The sequence below is a fragment of the Sanguibacter sp. HDW7 genome, assembly GCF_011300875.1.
In the GTDB taxonomy this organism is placed as follows: Bacteria; Actinomycetota; Actinomycetes; order Actinomycetales; family Cellulomonadaceae; genus Flavimobilis.
The window spans coordinates 506,154-528,123 of sequence record NZ_CP049862.1; the positions used below are offsets into that span (position 1 = coordinate 506,154).

The 21,970-nt window shown below is 73.7% G+C and carries 20 protein-coding genes; 13 read left to right on the forward strand and 7 right to left on the reverse strand.

Features of this window, described 5'->3' with window-relative positions; genetic code table 11:
* Nucleotides 1-210: 210 nt before the first annotated feature.
* Complete coding sequence (locus G7063_RS02335) at nt 211-879, reverse strand: AIM24 family protein (protein ID WP_166412911.1); 669 nt, start codon at nt 877-879, stop codon at nt 211-213.
* A 104-nt stretch (nt 880-983) separates the two neighbouring features.
* Nucleotides 984-1,367 (reverse strand): PLD nuclease N-terminal domain-containing protein, encoded by a 384-nt coding sequence (locus G7063_RS02340; protein WP_166412912.1) that lies wholly within the window; start codon nt 1,365-1,367, stop codon nt 984-986.
* Between the two features lie 31 nt (nt 1,368-1,398).
* Here G7063_RS02340 and G7063_RS02345 point away from each other — a divergent pair, with 31 nt between their 5' ends.
* The gene (locus tag G7063_RS02345; RefSeq protein ID WP_166412913.1) at nt 1,399-1,665 is read left to right on the forward strand and encodes a DUF4229 domain-containing protein; all 267 of its coding nucleotides are present in this window, start codon (nt 1,399-1,401) and stop codon (nt 1,663-1,665) included.
* An 81-nt stretch (nt 1,666-1,746) separates the two neighbouring features.
* On the opposite strand, the gene G7063_RS02350 is transcribed toward G7063_RS02345, so the two are convergent.
* Together G7063_RS02350 and G7063_RS02355 are read right to left on the reverse strand one after the other, a co-directional pair.
* The gene (locus tag G7063_RS02350) at nt 1,747-2,616 is read right to left on the reverse strand and encodes a 1,4-dihydroxy-2-naphthoate polyprenyltransferase (RefSeq protein WP_166412914.1); all 870 of its coding nucleotides are present in this window, start codon (nt 2,614-2,616) and stop codon (nt 1,747-1,749) included.
* Between the two features lie 77 nt (nt 2,617-2,693).
* The gene (locus tag G7063_RS02355) at nt 2,694-3,944 is read right to left on the reverse strand and encodes an AMP-binding protein (RefSeq protein ID WP_240916162.1); all 1,251 of its coding nucleotides are present in this window, start codon (nt 3,942-3,944) and stop codon (nt 2,694-2,696) included.
* Nucleotides 3,945-4,025: 81 nt separating this feature from the next.
* Here G7063_RS02355 and G7063_RS02360 point away from each other — a divergent pair, with 81 nt between their 5' ends.
* Both G7063_RS02360 and G7063_RS02365 read left to right on the forward strand, forming a co-directional pair.
* Nucleotides 4,026-5,117, forward strand: a complete 1,092-nt coding sequence (locus G7063_RS02360) for a DUF3048 domain-containing protein (protein WP_240916163.1) — start codon at nt 4,026-4,028, stop codon at nt 5,115-5,117.
* A 107-nt stretch (nt 5,118-5,224) separates the two neighbouring features.
* Nucleotides 5,225-5,449 carry a hypothetical protein gene (locus G7063_RS02365; RefSeq protein WP_166412916.1) on the forward strand — a complete coding sequence of 75 codons (225 nt, stop codon included), beginning with the start codon at nt 5,225-5,227 and terminating at the stop codon, nt 5,447-5,449.
* Nucleotides 5,450-5,552: 103 nt separating this feature from the next.
* On the opposite strand, the gene G7063_RS02370 is transcribed toward G7063_RS02365, so the two are convergent.
* Nucleotides 5,553-6,392 (reverse strand): aldo/keto reductase, encoded by an 840-nt coding sequence (locus G7063_RS02370; protein WP_206188193.1) that lies wholly within the window; start codon nt 6,390-6,392, stop codon nt 5,553-5,555.
* Nucleotides 6,393-6,558: 166 nt separating this feature from the next.
* On the reverse strand, nt 6,559-7,521 hold the full coding sequence (locus G7063_RS02375; protein ID WP_166412917.1) for a 1,4-dihydroxy-2-naphthoyl-CoA synthase: 963 nt from the start codon (nt 7,519-7,521) through the stop codon (nt 6,559-6,561).
* Between the two features lie 164 nt (nt 7,522-7,685).
* On the opposite strand from G7063_RS02375, the gene G7063_RS02380 reads away from it, so the two are divergent.
* The 8 genes from G7063_RS02380 (at nt 7,686) to G7063_RS02415 (ending at nt 17,740) form a co-directional block, all read left to right on the forward strand.
* Nucleotides 7,686-8,834, forward strand: coding sequence for a calcium:proton antiporter (locus G7063_RS02380; RefSeq protein WP_166412918.1), 1,149 nt, complete (start codon nt 7,686-7,688; stop codon nt 8,832-8,834).
* Nucleotides 8,835-9,114: 280 nt separating this feature from the next.
* Nucleotides 9,115-9,876: a DeoR/GlpR family DNA-binding transcription regulator gene (locus G7063_RS02385; protein WP_166412919.1), complete on the forward strand. Its 762-nt coding sequence runs from the start codon at nt 9,115-9,117 to the stop codon at nt 9,874-9,876.
* A complete protein-coding gene (gene pfkB / locus G7063_RS02390; protein ID WP_166412920.1) occupies nt 9,873-10,826 on the forward strand; it encodes a 1-phosphofructokinase in 954 nt (317 codons plus the stop codon). The genes G7063_RS02385 and pfkB overlap by 4 nt, the downstream gene beginning before the upstream one ends.
* Before the next feature lie 2 nt (nt 10,827-10,828).
* The gene (locus G7063_RS02395) at nt 10,829-11,281 is read left to right on the forward strand and encodes a PTS sugar transporter subunit IIA (protein WP_166412921.1); all 453 of its coding nucleotides are present in this window, start codon (nt 10,829-10,831) and stop codon (nt 11,279-11,281) included.
* Nucleotides 11,278-12,780, forward strand: coding sequence for a PTS fructose transporter subunit IIC (locus G7063_RS02400; RefSeq protein ID WP_166412922.1), 1,503 nt, complete (start codon nt 11,278-11,280; stop codon nt 12,778-12,780). The genes G7063_RS02395 and G7063_RS02400 overlap by 4 nt, the downstream gene beginning before the upstream one ends.
* A 140-nt stretch (nt 12,781-12,920) precedes the next feature.
* Complete coding sequence (locus tag G7063_RS02405; protein WP_166412923.1) at nt 12,921-13,886, forward strand: o-succinylbenzoate synthase; 966 nt, start codon at nt 12,921-12,923, stop codon at nt 13,884-13,886.
* A gap of 7 nt (nt 13,887-13,893) precedes the next feature.
* Nucleotides 13,894-15,720, forward strand: a complete 1,827-nt coding sequence (menD, locus tag G7063_RS02410; RefSeq protein ID WP_166412924.1) for a 2-succinyl-5-enolpyruvyl-6-hydroxy-3-cyclohexene-1-carboxylic-acid synthase — start codon at nt 13,894-13,896, stop codon at nt 15,718-15,720.
* A gap of 265 nt (nt 15,721-15,985) precedes the next feature.
* Entirely contained in the window at nt 15,986-17,740 is a 1,755-nt protein-coding gene (locus G7063_RS02415; protein WP_166412925.1) for a S1C family serine protease, read from the forward strand.
* Nucleotides 17,741-18,338: 598 nt separating this feature from the next.
* On the opposite strand, the gene G7063_RS02420 is transcribed toward G7063_RS02415, so the two are convergent.
* A complete protein-coding gene (locus G7063_RS02420; RefSeq protein WP_166412926.1) occupies nt 18,339-19,655 on the reverse strand; it encodes an isochorismate synthase MenF in 1,317 nt (438 codons plus the stop codon).
* Between the two features lie 58 nt (nt 19,656-19,713).
* Between G7063_RS02420 and G7063_RS02425 the strand changes: the two genes are divergently transcribed.
* Both G7063_RS02425 and G7063_RS02430 read left to right on the forward strand, forming a co-directional pair.
* A complete protein-coding gene (locus G7063_RS02425) occupies nt 19,714-20,415 on the forward strand; it encodes a demethylmenaquinone methyltransferase (RefSeq protein WP_166412927.1) in 702 nt (233 codons plus the stop codon).
* Nucleotides 20,416-20,612: 197 nt separating this feature from the next.
* Nucleotides 20,613-21,908 (forward strand): geranylgeranyl reductase family protein, encoded by a 1,296-nt coding sequence (locus G7063_RS02430; RefSeq protein ID WP_166412928.1) that lies wholly within the window; start codon nt 20,613-20,615, stop codon nt 21,906-21,908.
* Nucleotides 21,909-21,970 lie beyond the last annotated feature (62 nt).

Consider the following 21,970-nt stretch of genomic DNA (forward strand, 5'->3'; position numbering starts at 1 on the left):
GACTCGTAGGTCTGGAGCACCATCGGACGGTGCTCCAGACCTACGAGTCGCGACGACAGGCGACGCCGCGCGGGATCGCTACGGCACGAGGTCGCCGAGGCCCTCGACCGCGCGCCCGGCGACCCTCGTCGCCCCGCCGAGCACGTGCCCTGCGGCCTCGCCGATCGCCTCGAACGGGAGGTCGATCCCGTCGCCGCGGCGACGGTCCCTTCAACCGAGGTGGAAGCCCTCGCTCGGCTGGACGACGACGACGCCCTGCCCGCCGAACGCGAGCTGGAACGTCTCGCCGGACCCGCCGCGGAGCATCGAACCGAGGCCGCCCGTGTCGACCTTGACGTTCATCTGCACGCCCGAGGTCCACAGGACGACGGCCTGCGGGTCGCCGAACGTCGGCGCCTCGGCGACGTTGAGCGCGACGGGCTCGCCTGCCGTCGTCACGGCGACGTAGCCCGTGCCCTGGCAGACGACGTTCGAGAGCCCGCCCGCGGCCATGCCGGCGCCGGGCTTGATCATCTTGATGTCCCACTGGATCGAGTCGGAGATCGCGAGGACGCTGGCGCCGTTGATCGAGATCATGTCGTTCTCGAGGTAGATGATCTGGACGTTCGAGGCGCTGTCCGCGAGGAAGAGCTGGCCCGCGCCGGAGCACTTCATGAGGTCGAGGCCCTCGCCGGTGACGGCGGACTTGAGGAAGCGGGCGGCACCTTGGCTCTTCTTCTCGAAGCGCACATCGCCCTGGTAGGCGACCATGGCGCCCGACCGCGACCAGACGGGCCCGAAGCCCATGTTGATCTTGAGCATCTTGCTGCCCTGCAGGCTGAACTGGTCCTGCGAGGTGTTCTCGGCGAACTGCTGGAACAGGGCTCCGTAGAGCGTCATGCTGCACCCCCTGGGTCGCGGTCCCCGTGCGGGACCTCCGTCGACAAGATATCGACGCGGGGGGTGGATGCGCGCGGGGACGCCCCGTGCGGTGCGTCCGCAGGTCAGCGCGGGCTGTCGTCCGCGGTGGGCGGGGTCGTGCCGTCGGTCCCGGCCTCACCGGCACGACGACGACGCTCCTGCTCGAGGCGCCAGAGGAACTCGGGGTCGTCGTCAGGCGCGACGGGTCCCTGGCGACCGGGTGCGGGTGCGCCGCCGGGGGCGGTGCGCATGCCGCCACGGGGGCCGCCGAGGGCCTCGCCGCGGCTGCGGCGGCCGTTGAGGCTCACGGCGAACCACACGACGGAGCCGAGCACGGGGATGAGGACGACGAGGACGATCCAGATGCCGCGGGGCAGGCCGTGGAGGTCCTCGTCGGGAGCGTTGATGATGTCCGTGACCGTGTAGACGACGACGGCGACGAGCAGCAGGAACCCGACGTAGCGCATGGGGCCAGCCTAGTGCGCCTAGGCTGGTGCCGTGCCTCTCGTCGCCTACACGCTGTGGCGTGTGCTCATCTTCGTCGTGCTCATGCCGCTGCTGTGGCTCGTCGGAGCTCGTGACGTCCTGTGGCCGCTGCTCGCCGTCGTGCTGACGTTCCTCGTCTCGCTGCTCGTGCTGCGCCCGCAGCGGGACCGCGCGTCGCTGTGGCTCGCTGAGCGCGCGGAGGCGCGCAAGCAGAAGATCGCCGACGGCACCGACGACCCGGACGCACAGGCCGAGGACGCCGAGACCGACAACCTCTGACCCGCGTCCCACGGATTGACGGCTTCCGACCGTTCAATGGTGGGAAGCCGTCAATCCGTCCGGAGAGCCGGGCCGGGTGCGCTACAGAGCCAGGCCCAGGGCCACGAGCGCGCCGAGCGCGAGCTCGTACATGCCCGTCCCGCCGAGGACCGGCACGAGCAGCTTGCCGCGCGCACCCGCGAGCACGGGCAGGCACAGCAGCACGACGGGCAGCCCGAGCAGCCCGACGACGAGCACCCACGGCGACGCGAGCGCGAGCGAGAGCGCGAGCAGCCACGACCCGGCGATCATCCCGACGTACGCGCGCCGCGCACGACGGTCGCCGAACCGCACCGCGAGGGTGCGCTTGCCCGCGACGACGTCGGTGGGGATGTCGCGGATGTTGTTGACCATGAGGATCGCGCACGCGACGAGACCGATCGCGACGGCGCCGACGACGGACGGCCACGTGACGTGGCCGACCTGCGTGTACGTCGTACCGATCGTCGCGACGAGCCCGAAGAACACGAAGACGAAGATCTCGCCGAGCCCGAGGTACCCGTACGGCTTCTTCCCGCCCGTGTAGAACCAGCCGGCGGCGACGCACGCGGCGCCGACCGCGACGAGCCACCACTGCCCTGTGAGCGCGACGAGCCACAGGCCGAGGAGAGCGCCGATGCCGAACGCGAGGAACGCAGCGCGCTTGACGTGCTTCGCGGGCGCGAGCAGCGACGCCGTGAGGCGCAGCGGGCCGACCCGGTCGGTGTCCGTGCCGCGGATGCCGTCGGAGTAGTCGTTCGCGTAGTTGACGCCCACCTGGAGCGCGAGCGCGACGCCGAGGGCGAGGAGCGCACGACCGCCGTCGAACGCGCCCGCGTGGGCGGCGGCGCCCGAGCCGACGAGGACGGGGGCGGCGGCTGCGGGCAGTGTGCGGGGACGCGCTCCGGCGACCCACTGCGCTGGTGTGGCCATGGTCCCGAGACTATCGGCACGTCGCGCGTGCCCCGGCAGGCGGGTACGTGCTGGCCGCGTGACGTGCGCGACGACGCTCAGGCGTCGCCGAGGTCCTGCGTCGGCAGCGGCGTCACGGTGCCGGGCCGGCGCCCGACGACGAGGTCGCGCACCGCGTCACGGTCGGGCTTGCCGATGCCGAGAGTCGGCACGGCGTCGACGATCTCGAGCGCGCGGGGAGCGGCGGGCGGGGCGACGGTCGCGCGGACGTGCGCGCGCACCTCGTCGAGCGTCGGTGCGGCCGCGCCGGGGGCGAGGGTCGCGACGGCGACGACGGCCGTGCCCCACTCGTCGTCGGGCACCCCGACGACGGCGACCTCGCCGAGCCCCCGCCAGCCGGCGAGCGCCGCCTCGACGGCACCCGCGACGACCTTCTCGCCGCCCGTGACGATGACGTCGTCCGAGCGGCCGTGGACGGTGAGGGTGAGGAACGACGTGTCCTCGGACAGCTCGAGCGTGCCGAGGTCTCGCGTGCGCAGCCAGCGGCCGCCGTGGATCGTCGTGTACGACTGCGCGTCAGCGATGTCGTCGTCGAGGTAGCCGATCGACAGGACGCGACCGGAGACGAGGACGTGCCCCTCGGCAGACGTGCGGATGCGCACGCCCGTGAGCGGGATCCCGTCGTACACGCAGCCGCCGCACGTCTCGGACATGCCATACGTCGTGACGACGCGGACGCCCGCGGCGGCGGCGCGCGCCGCAAGCTCGGGTGCGAGCGCGGCGCCGCCCACGAGGATCGCGTCGAACGACCGCAGGGCCTCGAGCGCCGCGGGGGCGTCGGGCCCCGGCTCGAGGAGCCGGTGGAGCTGCGTCGGCACGAGCGACGTGAACCGCCCGCCGCCCGGCGCGGCCGTGCGGGCCGGCATGCGTCCGACGGCCTCGACGAACGCCGCCGCACGGAACGGGCCCTCGAGGAGCGTCGGCGTCGTCCCCGCGAGGACCGAGCGCACGACGACCTGCATGCCTGCGACGTGCGTCGTCGGCAGCGCGAGGAGCCAGGAACCCTGCCCCCCGAGCCGCTCGGCGCTCGCCGCGGCCGACGCACGCAGGGCGGCAGCCGTGAGCATGACGCGCCGCGGCAGCCCCGTCGAACCGGACGTGCCGACGATGAGCGCGACGTCCTCGGGAACACCCGCAGGGGCCGTGGCCGAGGCCGCCAGAGCGTCGGAGGGGGGCACCGGCTGAGCGAGAAGTGCAGGCCCCGAGCCGTCGAGGGCCGCCCGCAGGAGGTCGGGCAGCGAGTGGTCCGAGAATCCTGAGACTGCAGGCCAGATGACGGGACGGTGCACCGGACCACCCTAGCCGCGGACGTAGGCTTGCGGACGCGTGCGCAGCCGAGGCGCACGGGGCAGGCACGAGAGGTGATGAACGTGAACCGTAGGACCACGCGAGGGCGGGGTGCCGTCGTGGCCCTCGTCGGGACGCTCGTCGCGACGCTGGGGCTCGCCGCGTGCAGCAAGGACGCGGACCCGCAGCCTGCGCCGCCGACGCCGACCGTGACGGTCGATGCGTCCGTCGAGCCGACGAAGACCGACGCGCCGACCCCCGAGGGGCCGATCGTCTACCCCCTCACGGGCGTCGCGGTCGACGAGGTCCCCAATCGTCCTGCGATCGCTGTGAAGGTCGAGAACACGGCTGCGGCTCGCCCTCAGTCCGGGCTCGAGGACGCCGATATCGTCTGGGAGACGATCGTCGAGTTCGAGGTCTCGCGCTTCATCGCGGTCTACCAGTCGAAGACCCCCGAGACGGTCGGCCCGGTCCGTTCCGCGCGACCGGTCGACCTGCGTGCGATCTCCCCGCTCAAGCCGCTCTTCGTGTTCTCGGGCGCGCAGTCGAAGATGCTCGGCCGGATCAGCCGCGCCGAGGCTGTCCAGGCGATCTCCAATGACGCGGGCGCGGCGGGTCTCTCGCGCAGCTCGGCGCGTCGAGCCCCCCACAACGTCTACGCGGACCTCGTGACGATCTGGAAGGCCGCTGACTCCACCCACTCCGCCGCCCCTGCACAGCAGCTGCAGTACGCCGCTGACGCGAAGGACGCGACCGCGACCGTGGACGGCAAGTCGACGTCCTCGATCGCGATCGCGCTGTCGTCGGCCGCGCGGCCCGGCTGGGCGTGGGACGGCGAGGCCGACGTCTGGCTGCGGTCTGAAGGTTCGGCGAAGGCGATGGGCGCGAACGGCAAGCAGCTCCGCGCGACGAACGTCGTCCTCATCGAGACCGAGCAGCGTGACTCGAAGATGGACGCGCAGGGCGGCGCGCCCGTCCCCGACCAGGCGTTCAGGGGGAAGGGGAAGGCGCTGGTGCTCACGGGCGGCCGATCGATCGTCGCGACGTGGACGAAGACCGACGACTCCACGCCGTTCGAGCTCGTCGGCAAGGACGGCGAGCCGATCCTTCTCGCTCCCGGCAACACGTGGATCGAGATGCTCAACAAGGGCAAGAGCACGTACACGGTCGACTGAGTCCGACCCCGGTATGACGGCGTCTCCCCCGCACGGGGGAGACGCCGTCGTCATGTCCAGCCTCGCGGCCGACGCGCGGCCGAGGTGCCGGACGCGAGGGTGGAGCCATGACCACGACCCACGCGCACCACATCCCCCGACCGTCCGGCTCCGACGGCGCGGTGCGCCGCGTCGTCCGCCCCTCCCGCACCCGTCGCGACCACGACTCGTGGCGCACGTCGACGGCGCCCGCGGCGCTGTCGGTCGCGCTCCTCACCGGACTCGCGACCGCACTCGCGCTCGGCCTGCGCGAAGCCGTCGAGCTCGCGCTGAAGTTCTTCGTCACGGGCTGAGGCGAGGCCTCCCTGAGCAGCCCCGCCCCGCAGGGGGGAGCGTGGCCCACGACGACGGGGCCCCGGCAGCATGCGCTGCCGGGGCCCCGTCGTCGTACGTGCGTCAGTCGCGGTACTGCGTGAAGGCGGCCGTCGCGGGGTGGGCGCCGAGGCGGTTGCCCTCCTCGAGGGCGTCGATCGCGGCACGGTCGGCGTCCGTGAGCTCGAGCTCGACGGCGGCGAGGTTGGCGCGGTAGCGCTCGGGCGTCACCGACTTGGGGATGACGATGCGGCCGGCGTCGAGGTGCCAGCGCAGGATGACCTGGGCGGGAGTCGCGCCGAGTCGCGCGGCGATCGCGGCGACGGCGGGGTCGTCGAGGTCCTTGCCGCGGCCGAGCGGGGAGTAGGCCTCGACGGCGATGCCGTGGCCGAGGGTGTTCGCGAGGACGTCGGCCTGCTGGAGCGTCGGGTGGACCTCGACCTGGTTGACGACGGGCAGGATCTCGGCCTCGGCGACGAGGCGGTCGAGGTGGTCGGGGAGGAAGTTCGAGACGCCGATCGCGCGGACGGCGCCGTCCGCGTAGAGCTTCTCGAAGGCGCGCCACGTCTCGACGTAGAGGTCGAGGCTCGGCACGGGCCAGTGGATGAGGTAGAGGTCGACGACGTCGACGCCGAGGGCCTTGCGGGAGCTCTCGAACGCCCTGAGGGTCTTGTCGAAGCCCTGGTCGCCGTTGCGGAGCTTCGTCGTGACGAAGATGTCCTCGCGCGGCAGGCCGGACGCGGCGAGGGCGGCGCCGACGCCCTCCTCGTTGTAGTAGCCGGCCGCGGTGTCGATGTGGCGGTAGCCGGACGCGAGGGCGTCCTCGACGAGTGCCTGCGTGCCGTCCTCGGGGACCTGGAAGACGCCGAGCCCGAGCTGGGGGATCTCGACGCCGTTGTGGAGGGTGACGGTGGGGATGCTCATGGCACCATCCTGCGGGCTGTCCGCCCTCCGGTCCAGTCGTTGCGCAGGGCGGTACGCCTGCCCGGCGTCGGCCCACCCTTTCGCCCGACTCGTAGGTCTCCAGCACCGTTCGACGGTGCTCCGGACCTACGGGTCGAGAGGGTCGGAGGGGGAGGGGGAGCAGGCGTCAGACGTGGTACGGGTACGACGACCAGTCCGGGTCGCGGTGCTCGAGGAACGCGTCGCGGCCCTCGACAGCCTCGTCGGTCATGTACGCGAGGCGCGTCGCCTCGCCCGCGAAGACCTGCTGGCCCATGAGCCCGTCGTCGGCGAGGTTGAACGCGAACTTCAGCATGCGGATCGCCTGCGGCGACTTCCGCGCGATCGTCAGCGCGTACTCGAGCGCCAGGGCCTCGAGGTCGTCGTGCTCGGCAACCTCGTTGAGCGCGCCCCAGTCGTACGCGTCCTGCGCGGAGTACTCGCGGGCGAGGAAGAAGATCTCGCGGGCGCGCTTCTGGCCGATCTGGCGGGCGAGGTAGGCGGAGCCGTAGCCGCCGTCGAACGAGCCGACGTTCGCGTCGGTCTGCTTGAAGCGTGCGTGCTCGCGGCAGCCGATCGAGAGGTCGGCCACGACGTGGAGCGAGTGCCCGCCGCCCGCGGCCCAGCCGTCGACGACCGCGACGACGACCTTGGGCATCGTCCGGATGAGCCGCTGCACCTCGAGGATGTGGAGGCGCCCGGCACGCGCGGGGTCGACGGTGTCCGCGGTCTCGCCCTCCGCGTAGCGGTAGCCGTCGCGGCCGCGGATGCGCTGGTCGCCGCCCGAGCAGAACGCCCAGCCGCCGTCACGCGGCGAGGGGCCGTTGCCGGCGAGGAGGACGGTGCCGACGTCCGAGGTGAGCCGGGCGTGGTCGAGGATCCGGTAGAGCTCGTCGACGGTGCCGGGTCGGAACGCGTTGCGGACCTCGGGCCGGTCGAACGCGACGCGCACGACGGGCAGGTCGCGCTCGGCGGTCACCGAGCCGTCCTCGCCCAGCGTCCGCTCGACGCCGCGGTGGTACGTCATGTCGACGAGGTCCTCGAAGCCGGCGACGGTCCGCCACCTCTGGGGATCGAAGGTCTCGGACACCGTCGCGGGGATCTCGCTCATGACCCAACCCTAACGACCCGGCCGGTGACGTCGGCCACCGTCCCCGTCCGACGCGGGGCGTCTCGGGTAGCCTGGGGCTCACGCGCGTGCCCACCCCGCGCCGTCCGGGACGACCCGGACGTCCCTCACGGGCCGAGGACGACCTCGGCACGGAGAAGCACACCATGACCACCACGTCCGCCCCCCTCGTCACGCGCGCCGACATCGTCCGCGCAGGCCTCGGCTGGGTCGCCTACGCGGTCCTCCTCGCCGTCGGCGGCATCCTCGAGCCCCCGCTCCCGGGCCCGCTCCTCGTGGCCGCCCTCGTCGTCATCGTCGGTGTCGTCGTCGTCTGCGCCTTCGGCGTCGTCACGCAGGCCGAGGCCCTGGCCCACCGTCTCGGCGACCCGTACGGCACGCTCGTCCTCACGCTGTCGATCGTCATCATCGAGGTCGTGCTCATCGCGGCCGTCATGCTGGGCCCTGGCGAGCACGCGAGCATCGCGCGCGACTCGGTCATGGCCGTGTCGATGATCATCCTCAACCTCGTCGTCGGTGCCTCTCTGCTCGTCGGCGGGCTGCGCCGCGGGTCGCTCGGGCACAACCGTGCCGGCGTCTCCACATACCTCGCGCTGCTCGTCGTCCTGCTCGCGCTCGCGTTCGCGCTTCCCGCGTACGTCGGCTCCGAGGGTTCCTACTCCGTGGTCCAGGCGGTGCCGGTCGTCGTGCTCACTGTCGGCCTCTACGCGTTCTTCCTCCAGCAGCAGACGGGGCCGCGGGCGGACGACTTCCGCGAGGTCGACGCCGACGTGAGCCCCGCCGCCGGCGAGGCCCCCGCCCCTGCGCCGAGGGAGCCGTTCGCGCGCACCCTGCGCGAGCACCGGCGCGAGATTCTCACGCGCCTCGGCCTGCTCGTCGCGACCGTGCTCCCGATCGTCCTGCTCTCCCACGACATGGCGTCGCTGCTCGACGACGGGCTCGGCCGGCTCGGTGCGCCCGTCGCGCTCGCCGGCGTGCTCATCGCGCTCATCGTCTTCCTGCCTGAGTCGCTCACGTCGGTGCGGGCGGCGCTCGCGGGCGAGGGGCAGCGGGTGAGCAACCTCTGCCACGGTGCGCTCGTGTCGACCGTCGGCCTGACGATCCCCGTCGTCCTCGTCATCGGCATGCTCACGGGGCAGCGGGTGCTGCTCGCGGAGTCCCCGGCGAACCTCGTGCTGCTCGCGACGACGCTCCTGCTGTCGGTCGCGACCTTCTCGGGCCGACGGGCCACGGCCGTCCACGGCGCGGTGCACCTCGTGCTCTTCGGCATCTACGTGCTCGCGCTGCTCAGCTGACCGGCTGGCGCGTCGGACGGGCGCGATGTCCCCGGCGTGCGTCCGGCCGCTGCGGGGTGACGGCGGAGCTGCGTCGCGGGTTCGTCAGGCGTCGCCGTCTGCGGTTTCGTTCCTTTCCGGACTGCTGGGCTGGAGTCGTCCCACAAGATCGGGCATGAATACTGCCCGATCTTGTGGTTACCGTTGACCGGCCAGGCTGGATCGGGCATGATCGGTCATGTCGACGACGACAGGTCGACGACGCACCGCCCGCACCGCCGCGCCGTGAGGAGCACCCGCCGTGTACGCCCCGGAACGCCAGACCGAGATCGTCACCCGAGCCCGCAACGCCGGCCGCGTCGACGTGGCGACGCTCGCCGCGGAGCTCGACGTCGCCGCCGAGACCATCCGCCGAGACCTCGGTCTCCTCGAGCGCCGCGGCCTGCTGCGCCGCGTCCACGGCGGCGCCGTCCCCGTCGAGCGGCTCGCGCTCGAGCCCTCCGTCGACGAGCGCGACCTCGCCAACACCGAGGCGAAGGACGCGATCGCCCGCGCGGCGCTCACCCTCCTCGGCGACGCGTCGACGATCGTCCTCGACGGCGGCACGACGACCGCGCGGCTCGCCGCGCTCCTGCCCGAGGGCCGCGAGCTCACCGTCATCACCCACGCGCTGCCCGTCGCCGCCGCCGTCGCGACCCGCCCCGGCATCACGCTCCACCTCGTCGGAGGTCACGTCCGCGGCCGCACGCTCGTCGCGACCGGCCCCTGGACGACGGCGGCACTCGCCGAGCTCCGCGCGGACGTCGTCGTCCTCGGCGCCAACGGTGTGAGCGTCGACCGCGGCCTCACGACGCCCGACCTCGCCGAGGCCGAGGCCAAGCGTGCGCTCGCCGCCGCCGGCCGCCGCGTCGTCGTCCTCGCCGACCACACGAAGATCGGCCGCGACGAGCTCGTCACGTTCGCCCCGCTCGAGCGCGTCGACATGCTCGTCACCGACGCCGTCGTCGCCCCGGACCTCGTCGCGGAGCTTGTCGCAGCCGGGGTCGAGGTCGTGACGGCATGATCGTCACCCTCACCCCCAACCCGTCCGTCGACCGCGCCTACGACGTCGAGGCCGTCGCGCGCGGCGGCGTCAACCGCGCGGGCGCCGTCCACGTGCACCCCGGCGGCAAGGGCATCAACGTCTCGCGCGCGCTCGCCGCGCACACCGTCCCGACGGTCGCGGTCCTGCCCGTCGGCGGCGCCGACGGCGACCTGCTCGTCGCGCTCCTCGGCGCCACCGACGTCACCGTGCGAGCCGTGCCCGTCCCGGGCGACACCCGCTCGAACATCACGCTCCAGGAGTCCGACGGCACGACGACGAAGATCAACGCCCCCGGCCCGGTGCTCGACGCCGACGGGGGAGCCCGCCTGCTCGCCGCCGTCGTGAGCGCCGTCGGCCCGGGCGACACCGTCGTCGGCGCAGGTTCCCTTCCCCGCGGTCTCGCACCCGACTTCTACGTCACGCTCGCGGACGCCGTCCGCGAGCGCGGCGCACGCCTCGTCCTCGACACCTCGGGCGCCCCGCTCGCCTCGGCCGCCCGGGCGGGCGGCATCGCGCTCGCCAAGCCCAACGACGACGAGCTCGCCGAGCTCGTCGGCCGCGAGCTCGCGACCGTCGGCGACGTCGTCGAGGCGGCCCGCGAGATCCTCGCGCGCGGGACCGACGCTCTCCTCGTCTCTCTCGGCGCGCACGGCGCGCTCCTCGTCACGGCCGACCGCTCCTGGTGGGCCGGCGGCCCCCCGCTCCTGCCCGCGTCGACCGTCGGCGCGGGCGACACGACCCTCGCCGGCTACCTCGCCGCCGAGCACGCAGGCGGCGACCCTGCCACCTGCCTGCGCACCGCGGTCGCCTGGGGGCGCGCCGCGGTGCTCCTGCCCGGGACCGCCGTCCCGGGACCCGACCTCGTCGACGTCGACGCGGTCACCCTCACCCCCGACCCCGCACCGACCACCCCCGTCAAGGAGATGTAGACATGACCAGCCAGCTCATCACCGCGGACCTCGTGGCCATCGACCTCGCTGCCGCGACGAAGGACGTCGTCATCGAGGCGCTCGCCGAGCGTCTCGCCGCCGCCGGACGCGTCACCGACGGCGAGACCTTCGCCGCCGACGTCCGCGCCCGCGAGGCGCAGACCCCGACCGGCCTGCCCGGACAGGTCGGCCTCCCGCACGCGAAGTCGGACGCTGTCCTCACCCCCTCGCTCGCCGTCGCGACCGTCCCCGGCGGCGTCGACTTCGGCGGGCCCGACGGCCCCTCGACGCTCGTCTTCCTCATCGCGGCCCCCGCGCTGGGCGACAACGTCCACCTCCAGATCCTCGCGAAGCTCGCGCGCAAGCTCATGAACGCCGAGTTCATGGCGTCCGTGCGCGCCGCCACCGACGGCGAGACGCTCGCCGCCCTCGTCAACGAGGCGGTCACGGCATGAGGTTCGTCGCCGTGACGTCCTGCCCCACGGGCATCGCCCACACCTACATGGCTGCCGAGGCCCTCGAGCAGACGGGCAAGGCACAGGGCCACGAGGTGACGGTCGAGACGCAGGGCTCGATCGGCTCGGAGCCGCTCGACCCCGCGGTCATCGCGGCGGCCGACGGCGTGATCTTCGCCGCCGACCTCGAGGTCAAGGAACGCGACCGCTTCGCAGGCCTGCCGACGGTCGACGTCGGCGTCAAGCGTGCCGTGCACGACCCGGCCGCCGTCCTCGCCGAGGCCGTCGCCGCCGTCGAGGCCGCCGCAGCGCTCCCTGCCGCCGAGCGTCCCGTCGCGGCCCCTGCGCCGTCGCGGGCCACGTCGGCGTCGGGGGCGACGAGGGTCCGCCAGTGGCTCATGACGGGTGTCTCGCACATGATCCCGTTCGTCGCTGCGGGCGGCATCCTCATCGCCCTGAGCTTCATGCTCGCGCAGGTCGCGTGGGGCGGCGCCGAGGGCGCCGTCGAGGTGACGGGCGCCGACGCGGCCGCGATCTTCGCGTCGTTCGACCCGCTGAGCCTTCAGCACTGGTCGGTCGTCCTCCTCAAGACCGGCCAGCTCGCGTTCGGGTTCCTCGTGCCGGTCCTCTCGGGCTACATCGCGTACGCGATCGCCGACCGTCCCGGCCTCGTTCCCGGCTTCGTCGGCGGTGCGGCCGCGGGCTTCATCGGAGCGGGCTTCCTCGGCGGCCTCGTCACCGGCTTCGCGGCGGGCTTCGTCGCCCTGTGGATCAGCCGCTGGAAGGTCGCCAAGGGTGTGCGCGGCATCATGCCGGTCGTCGTCATCCCGCTGCTGTCGTCGCTCGTCATCGGTGTGCTCATGCTCGTCCTCCTGGGCCGGCCGATCGCCGCAGCGATGGATGGCCTCACGGACTGGCTCGGTGGCCTCCAGGGTGGCTCGATCATCCTGCTCGGTGCGCTGCTCGGCGCCATGATGGGCTTCGACCTCGGCGGCCCGGTCAACAAGGTCGCCTACACGTTCGGCGTCACGGGTCTCGCGACCGCAGGCCTCACGCCCGACTCCCCGCAGTACAAGGTCATGGCCGCGGTCATGCTCGGCGGCATGGTCGCGCCCCTCGCGCTCGCCCTCGCGACCGTCGTGCGCCCGCGCCTCTTCACGGAGGTCGAGCGCGAGAACGGCAAGGCCGCGTGGCTGCTCGGCGCGTCGTTCATCTCCGAGGGCGCGATCCCGTTCGCGGCGGCCGACCCGTGGCGCGTCATCCTCGCCTCGACGGTCGGCTCGGCCGTCACCGGGGCCGTGTCGATGGGTATGGGTGTCTCGCTCGTCGCACCGCACGGAGGTGTGTGGGTGCTGCCGCTCGTCGGCAACGCGCTCGGCTTCGTCGTCGCGATCCTCGCCGGTGTCGCCGTCGCGTGCGCGCTCGTCGTCCTCCTCAAGCAGACGCGCAGGGTGCCCGTGGCGGCCGCGGGGCCCGTCCTGGCCGGCCAGGACGCGTGATGACCGCGCCACGGACCCTCGAGGGAGTGGGCGTCGGCCGCAGCGCGGTCGTCGGCCCGGTCGCGCGGTCCGTGCGCGGTGTCCTGCGGCGCGCCCGGCGTGCCGCAGGACACCGCGGGCGCTGTCACTAGTCTGGGGCGATGCACGTCTACTCGATCCCGCTGACGACCCGCTTCCGCCGCATCGACGTGCGCGAGGGCGTGCTCCTGCACGGCCCGGGGGGATGGGCCGAGTTCTCGCCCTTCGCCGACTACGACGACGTCGAGTCGTCGTCCTGGCTGCGTGCCGCGCTCGAGGCGGCGCGCGAGGCGCACCCGCCCGCCGTGCGTGACCGCATCCCCGTCAACGTCACGGTGCCGGCGGTCGACGGGCCGCGCGCCCACGCGGTCGTGCGCGCGTCCGGTGGCTGCGAGACGGCGAAGGTCAAGGTCGCCGAGCCGGGGCAGTCGGAGGCCGACGAGATCGAGCGGCTCGAGGCCGTGCGCGACGCGCTCGGCCCGTCGGGCCGCATCCGGATCGACGCGAACGGCGGCTGGGACGTCGCCACCGCGCTCGCACGTCTCACGGTCCTCGACCGGGCGGCGGGCGGCCTCGAGTACGTCGAGCAGCCGTGCGCGAGCGTCGACGATCTTGCGGCGGTGCGCCGCCGCACGCACGTACTGGTCGCGGCCGACGAGTCGATCCGCCGCGCGGAGGATCCCTTCGAGGTCGTGCGGCGCGAGGCGGCGGACGTCGTCGTCCTCAAGGTGCAGCCGCTCGGCGGCGTCCGCGCGTGCCTGCGGCTCGCCGAGGAGATCGGTCTGCCCGTCGTCGTGTCGTCCGCGCTCGAGTCGTCGGTCGGCCTGGCCGACGGCCTCGCGCTCGCGGCCGCGCTGCCGGAGCTTCCGTACGCGTGCGGCCTCGCGACCGCGCACCTGCTCACCGACGACACCGTGGTCCGGCCGCTCGTGCCCGTCGGCGGGTCGATCGGCGTGCGTCGGCCCGTCGTGGCCCCGGCCGCTCTCGCGCGCACCGCCGCGTCCGACGACGTCGCCGCCGCGTGGCGCGACCGGCTCGAGCGGTGCGCGGCCGTGCTCGGCGAGGACCTCGCCGACGTCCTGGGATGATGGGCCAGTGACGTCCCCGTCGGCGACCGCCGCCCGTACCCTGCTCGCCGCGCTCGTGCGCCTCGGTGTGCGCGAGGTCGTCCTCGCCCCCGGCTCGCGCTCCGCGCCGCTCGCGTACGCGGCGGCCGAGGCCGCCGAGGCGGGGCTCCTCGATCTCACGGTGCGCGTCGACGAGCGCGAGGCCGGGTTCACCGCGGTCGGGCTCGTCCGTGGTGCCGCGCTCGGCGGCTCGCACCACCGCGACGTCGCGCCCGTCGCGGTCGTGACGACGTCCGGCACGGCGGTCGCCAACCTCCACCCGGCGGTGCTCGAGGCCCACCACGCGGGCCTGCCGCTGCTGCTCCTCACGGCCGACCGCCCGCACGAGGTGCGGGGCACGGGTGCGAGCCAGACGATCGACCAGCCCGGGATCTTCGGGGGAGCCGTGCGGCTCGCGGTCGACGTCCCCGCGCCCGACGGGCGCCCGGGCGAGGAGAACGACCTCGTGCACCTCGCGGCGCGTGCGGTCGACGCCGCGTCCGGCGCCCGTTCCGGGTTTCCCGGCCCGGTCCAGCTCAACCTCGCGTTCCGCGACCCGCTCGTGCCGGACGCCGACGACGCCACGCAGTGGCCGGACGTCCGCCCGCCGCGGGTCCTGCCGCCGCCGGCAGCGTCGCTCGACGTGAGCCCGTGGACCGCCGGCGAGCTCACGGACGGCGGCACGCTCGTCGTCGCGGGCGACGGCGACGACGGTTCCGCTCGGCGCCTCGCCGAGGCGCGCGGCTGGCCGCTCCTCGCCGAGTGCGTGACGCCGTCGGCGGGCGGCCCGCGGCTCGTTCCCGCGCACGCGCACGTCCTCGCTGCCTCGCCGCTCACGGCGGACGTCCGGCGCGTGGTCGTCGTCGGCCGCCCGACGCTCTCGCGGCCCGTCCAGCGGCTGATCGCGCGCGAGGACGTCGATGTCGTCCTCGTCGCCCCGGCCGGAGCGCCGTGGGCCGACGCACCGCGGGGCGCGCGCACGGTGCTGCCGGAGGTCCCGCTCGGCTGGTTCCTGCCCGACGCCATGCTCGGCGACGGCCTGCGCACCGTGCGCCGTGACCGGTGGCGCGACGCGTGGAGCGCCGCGGGCGTCGCGGCTGCAGCGGCTGTCGACCGCGCGCTCGACCTTGACCGGCTCGGCGGGGGACAGGGCACTGCGACCTCCGCGGAGGGTCCAGGCCCACTCACGGCCGAGGCCGCGGTGCGGATCCTGGCCGACGCGCTCACGCCCGTCGACGTCCTCGTCGTCGGCTCCTCGAACCCCGTGCGCGACCTCGACCTCGTCCACCGCTGGACCGCCCAGCCGCGCGTCGTCGCGAACCGCGGTGTCGCGGGCATCGACGGGCTGCTCTCGACTGCCGTCGGCACGGCTCTCGCTCTCGGGCGACCCGACCGCGGCGGGATCGAGGGGCGCACCGTGCGTGCTCTCGTCGGCGACCTCACCTTCCTCCACGGCGCGGGCGGGCTTGCCGCTGCGCGCGGCGAGGCGCGCCCCCAGCTGCAGGTCGTCGTCGTCAACGATGCCGGGGGCTCGATCTTTACGGGCCTCGAGCACGGAGCGCTCGCGGAGTCGGCGCCGTCGCGTGCCGCCGCCGTCGAGCGAGTGTTCGGCACGCCGCACGACGTCGACCTCGGCGCGCTGTGCGCCGCGCACGGGCTGCCGCACGTCGTCGTCACCGACGCCGCCGCGCTGCGGGCCGCGCTCGCCACGCCGGGCCGAGGCACCAGCGTCGTCGAGGTGCGCGTCGACCGTGACGGACGCCGTGCACGGGCCGCCGCGGTCGCGGACGCGCTGCGCACGGCCCTCGCGGACTGACCGTCCCGCCCGCTCGCCCCCGCCCGTGCGTCCCGACGGAAGCGACTCGTAGCGCTCCTGCACACAGCGCGAGCACCCGCCGGCCCTTCGCCGCCCCGTGCCGGCCAACATCCGCGACTCGTAGCGCTCCTGCACACTGCGTGAGCTGCCCCGCGTGTGGCGGCGGCCGCTGCCGCTCGCTCGAAACTCTCAGAAAACTCCCAGGGCCGTCGACGGATCTGCTCAGGCTCGGCTGGTCGACTGTGGGTGTCGAAGGAGGTCCACCATGGACGAGAACACCACACAGCCGATCCCCACAGCCGGTGACGAGCCGACCCACGAGGGTCACGCCGGGACCACCGACGCCCAGCCGACGGCCCCGCTGCCGAGCGCCTTCGCGGCGCCCGACGGCTCCACGCCGCGGCCCGTGCCGCCGGCCCCGCAGCCCGACCCCGGCCAGCAGCCCCACGCGCCCTACGCTTCAGCGCCCCAGGCCGCCGCACCGCAGGTCCCCGCGCCTCAGGCCCCGTACGGGTCGCAGCCCACGCCCGCTCCTCAGGGTGTCCCGTACCCGCCCCAGGGTGCGCACGGCGCTCCGACGGGTGCCCCGTACGCCACGGCGAGCGGTCCCTACGCCGCGCCTGCGGCCCACAACCCCTACGGCCAGCACCCCCAGGGCGCGTCGTTCGGCCCCGGAGCCATTCCCTCGCCGTCCGTGCCCCGCGCGCCCCGCAAGGCACGCACGTGGCCCGCCGTCGTCGCGACCGCCGCAGCCACGGCGCTCGTCGTCGGCGGTGGCTCCGCCTACGTCACGTCGCAGCTCGTCGACAGCCCCGCACAGAGTGCCGCCGTGTCCTCCTCGGTCCACGGCCTCGGCAAGGGCTCGACGATCAGCGTCGACTCGGTCGCCCCCGCGAGCTGGGAGGAGGTCGCCGCGCGGGTCGCCCCGTCGGTCGTCGCGATCGACGTGGTCTCCCAGGAAGGCGAGGCCCAGGGCTCGGGCGTCATCATCGACACGTCCGGCCACATCCTCACGAACAACCACGTCGTGTCCGGCGCGAAGAACGACACCGTCACGGTGACGCTGAGCGACGGCAGGCTCTTCGACGCGAAGATCGTCGGTGTCGACGCCTCGACGGACCTCGCGATCGTCAAGCTCGTCACCCCTCCGAGCGACCTCACGGCCGCGACGCTCGCCGACTCGGACGACGTCGTCGTCGGCAACGCCGTCATGGCGGTGGGCAACCCGCTCGGGCTCGCCAACACGGTGACGACCGGCATCGTCTCGGCCGTCGACCGGCCCGTCTCGACGTCGGACGGCACGCAGGCGTCGGCCGCGGTGACGAACGCGATCCAGATCGACGCGGCCATCAACCCCGGCAACTCGGGCGGCCCGCTCTTCAACGCTCAGGGCGAGGTCATCGGCATCACGTCGTCGATCGCGACGCTCTCGAGCGGCTCGGGTCAGTCCGGCTCGATCGGCCTGGGCTTCGCGATCCCGTCGAACCTCGCGCGCTCGGTCGGTGACCAGCTCATCGCGAAGGGTGTGGCTCAGCACGCGTTCCTCGGTGTCTCGCTCAGCGACGGCACGGCCACGGCCGACGGTTCGACGCGGCGCGGCGCTCAGGTCGTCGACGTGACGGCCGGGTCGGCGGCGGCGACGGGCGGCGTGCTCAAGGGCGACGTCATCGTCGCGATCGACGGCAAGGCTGTGAGCGGCGCCGAGTACCTCACGGCGGCCGTCCGGGAGCGGGTCGGTGGGGACCGCGCGGTCCTCACGGTCGTGCGCGACGGCGCGGCGAAGGACCTCACGGTGACGCTCACCGCGAAGACCGACGCCGCGGCGACGCCCGACAGCGGGTCGGGCAGCGGCGACGGGTCCGGCAGCGGGTCGGGCAGCGGCGACGGGTCCGGCAGCGGCAACGGCGACAACACCCCTGGTCAGGGGCGTCCGGGCCGGTCGAACGAAGGGTCGGAGGACTCCTTCCCGGGGGGTATGACCCAGGACGAGTTCTTCCAGTGGCTCCAGGAGAACCTCTGATCTAGATTAGGTACTGGTCGCGGTCCCGCTCCCCTGTCGGGCGCCGTGGCCCCCGCCCGACGGTGCATCCCTGACACCGTCGGAGCCGCGGCGAGTCGGTCCCCCTGCCGATGGCGCCGCCGGAGGGCCGAGGCGATTCCCTGACGCCTCGGCCCTCCCTTCATGTCTGTGCAGGGTTCCCCCGTCATATGGGGAGGATTCCCCCGTCATGTCCGTGCGGGGTTCCCCCTCCCGACGGATTGACGCTGCACCCCCGTTCGATGGGGGTGCAGCGTCAATCCGTCGAGGAGCCCTTGATGGGCAGGATCACGGCTGCGGGCAGGAGCCCCGCGATGGCCGGTGCCCGCGGCCTGCCGGTGCCCGCGAGGGGCCGGTGCTCGCGGCCTGCCGGTGCCCGCGAGGGGCCGGTGCTCGCGGCTCGTTGCGCCCCGGGACCTCTGAGAGGTGCGTCAGCGCAACGAGCTCGGCGCGGCCAGGGACGCGTCGCGATCTGGTTGCGCACCGGAACCTCTGAGGGGTGCGTCCACACAACCAGCCGAGGGCGGAGGCGCGGATGATCCGCGGCGAGAGGCCGGAGCAGCCCGAAGGGCGTGCCCGCTCAGTCGCCCAGGGCGTAGCGCATGGGCTCGAGCTTGGCCTCGGTCTCGGCGAGCTCGTCGGCCGGGACGGAGGCCGCGACGATCCCGCACCCGGCGAAGAGCCGCAGCTCGCGCGGGTCCTCGGGGTCGAGCTCCGCGGAGCGCAGGCCGATGCCCCACTCGCCGTCGCCGTCGGCGCCGAGCCAGCCGACGGCTCCCGCGTAGCGGGCGCGGTCGAGGTGCTCGATCTCGCGGATGAGCTCGCGCGCGACGGACGTGGGCGTGCCGCACACGGCGGCGGTCGGCGCGAGGGCGTCGGCGAGCGCGAGGCTCGTCGCGCCGGGTGCGGCGAGAACTCCCGTGACGTCGGTCGCGAGGTGGAGGACGTTGGGCAGGTGGAGGACGAACGGCGTCTCGGGGACGTTCGTCGACGTGCAGAACGGGGTGAGGGCCTGCGCGACGGAGCTCACGGCGTACTCGTGCTCCTCGAGGTCCTTCGAGGAGTGCGAGAGGTGCGCGGCGCGGGCGAGGTCGGCGTCGTCGTCGCCCGTGCGGCGGACGGTTCCGGCGAGGACGCGGGAGATGACGAGGCCCTTCTCGGAGCGCACGAGGAGCTCGGGCGTCGCGCCGACGAGCCCGTCGACGGAGAAGGTCCAGCAGCCCGAGAACCTGTCGGCGAGCCGTCCGAGCAGGTAGCGGGGGTCGACGGGGTGCGTCGTGCGGGCGCGGACGTCGCGCGCGAGGACGACCTTGTCGACGGCGCCGTCGCGGATGCGGCTGACGGCGTCGGCGACGACGTCGAGCCACGCGTCGGGCGTGAGCGCGCCGTCGGCGTACGTCACGGGGCCGGGCGAGGTCACGGGGGCGGCGCCGACGCGGAGCAGCTCGGCGACGGTCGGCTGGGGTGCGGGGGAGGTGGTCTCCTCGGCGAGGGTCGTCACCCAGGCGAGGGGGCCGCGGCGGCCGACGACGACGCGTGGCACGACGAGCGCGCCGCCCGCGGGGGAGGCTGGGTCGAACGAGAACGAGCCGAACGCGACGGGGCCGGTGCCGGGGGTGCGGACGTCGTCGTGGACGGTCATGGTGCGCAGCAGCCGCGTCCATGCCTGCTCGGCGTGGGCGAACTGGCCCTCGCCGCCGACCTCGACGCGCGCGAGCTCGCCCCAGGCGACGATGCCGTCGCCGCGCCGCACCCAGGAGAGCGGGGAGTCGGCGGGCAGGAGGTCGAGGAGGGCGCCCGGGTCGGTGGCCGCGTCGGGCAGGTCGAGCGCGGTGGTCCGCACGACGACGCGTCCCGCGGGGACGTGGTCCGCGGGCGTGGGCTGGTTGGCGTTCATCGCCGTCCAGGGTACGTCTCCGGCAGGACCAGTCCCGCACCGTCGTTAGGCTGGGGGCATGTCGCGCGCAAGCCTGGAGAAGAAGCCCCGTGAGGTCGCCTCGATGTTCGACGGCATCGCCCGTCGCTACGACCTCACGAACGACGTCATCTCGCTCGGTCAGGACCGCCGCTGGCGGCGCCTGACGATCGATGCGGTCGGTGCGGCTCCGGGTGAGAAGGTGCTCGACCTGGCGGCCGGCACGGGCACGTCGTCGGAGCCGTTCGCGGACGAGGGCGTGCGGGTCGTGCCGTGCGACTTCTCGATCGGCATGCTGCAGGTCGGCAAGGCGCGTCGTCCGGACCTCTCGTTCACGGCGGGCGACGCGACGCGGCTGCCGTTCGCGGACGCGTCGTTCGACGCGGTGACGATCTCGTTCGGGCTGCGCAACGTCGTCGACACGGTGGGTGCGCTGAGCGAGATGCTGCGGGTGACGCGTCCGGGCGGGCGGATCGTCGTGTGCGAGTTCTCCTCGCCGACGTGGGCGCCGTTCCGGACGGTGTACCAGGAGTACCTCATGAAGGCGCTGCCGAAGGTCGCGGGCGTCGTGACGAAGGACGCCGGCTCGTACGAGTACCTCGCGGAGTCGATCTCGTCGTGGCCCGACCAGGTGGCGCTCGCGCACCTCATGCAGGAGGCCGGGTGGCGCAAGGTTGCCTACCGCAACGTCTCCGGCGGGATCGTCGCTCTGCACCGGGCGACGCGGCCCGAGGCCGTCTGACCAGGACGTCCGTCTTCTCCCGGCCTTCGCCGGTGGCGTAGGCCCTAGGTCCCGGTGTTTGCTGACGAGGTGAGGCTTACCTTGGCAGACATCGGCCACAGGTGAGACTAGAGTGGCGAGGGCGCTTGTGCCTTCGTGCACAAGGTCTGCGCACACCGGGCAGCACCCCTCCCGACAAGCATCACAAGGATTCAGCGATGGCGACGAACCACCCCGACGACGCGGACGTCGTCGTCGTCGGTGCAGGCCCTGCGGGGGCCACCGCCGCGCACTACCTGGCCTCCGTCGGCCTGGACGTCGTCGTCCTCGACAAGGCCCGCTTCCCGCGCGACAAGATCTGCGGCGACGGCCTCACACCGCGCGCGGTCGCGGAGCTCGTGCGCGCGGGCGTGAGCATCGACGAGTCCGACGGCTGGATCCGCAACATCGGCCTGCGCGTCGTCGGCGGCGGCCACCGCATCGAGATCCCGTGGCCCGAGCTCTCGTCCTACCCGTCGTACGGCCTCGCGCGCTCGCGCATGTCGTTCGACCACCTGCTCGTCGAGCACGCACGGAAGTCGGGCGCGACGGTCCTCGAGGGCATGAACGTCACCGAGCCCGTCCTCGACGAGCGCACGGGTCGCGTCGTCGGCGTCCGCGCGCGCGTCCTCGACGCGGACGGTCGTCGTACGGGTGAGGAGCGCACGTTCCGGGCGCCCGTCGTCATGGCGGCCGACGGTGTCTCGTCGCGCCTCGCGACGGCGGTCGGCATCGAGAAGCGCAACGACCGCCCCATGGGTGTCGCGGTCCGCACGTACTTCGAGTCCCCGCGCCACGACGACGCCTGGATGGAGTCGCACCTCGAGCTGTGGGACGGCAAGCCGGGGGAGTCGAACCTCATGCCCGGCTACGGCTGGATCTTCGCGCTCGGCGACGGCACGGTCAACGTGGGCCTCGGCTCGGTGTCCTCGAGCGCCGCCGCCACGAAGGTCGACTACAAGGACCTCTTCCAGCGGTGGATCGCCAACGTCCCCGAGGAGTGGGGCATCTCGGAGGAGACGCAGCGCGGCCCGGTCCGCGGCGCGGCCCTCCCCATGGCGTTCAACCGCTCGCCGCTCTACGACCGCGGCCTCATGCTCCTCGGCGACGCCGGCGGCATGGTCTCTCCGTTCAACGGCGAGGGCATCGCGTACGCGATGCAGGCGGCGCGCGTCGCGTCGGACACCGTGGCCCAGGCACTCACGCGCCCGACGGACTCCGCGCGCGAGCGTGCGCTGCACCGCTACGCGCAGGTCATGAGGGACGACATCGGCGGCTACTACCGTCTCGGCACGTACTTCGTGAAGCTCATCGAGAACCCGCACATCATGCACCTGTGCACCAGGTACGGGCTGCCGCGGCCGCTGCTCATGAAGTTCGTCATGAAGCTCCTCTCCGACGGCTACGAATCGCGTGGAGGGGACCTCATGGACCGCGTCATCGCAGGACTCACCCGGGTGGTGCCGTCCGCATGACCCGCCTCGCAGCGACGACGACGTCCCTGGCGGCCGCAGCCCGCGGCTCGCACCCTGCCTCC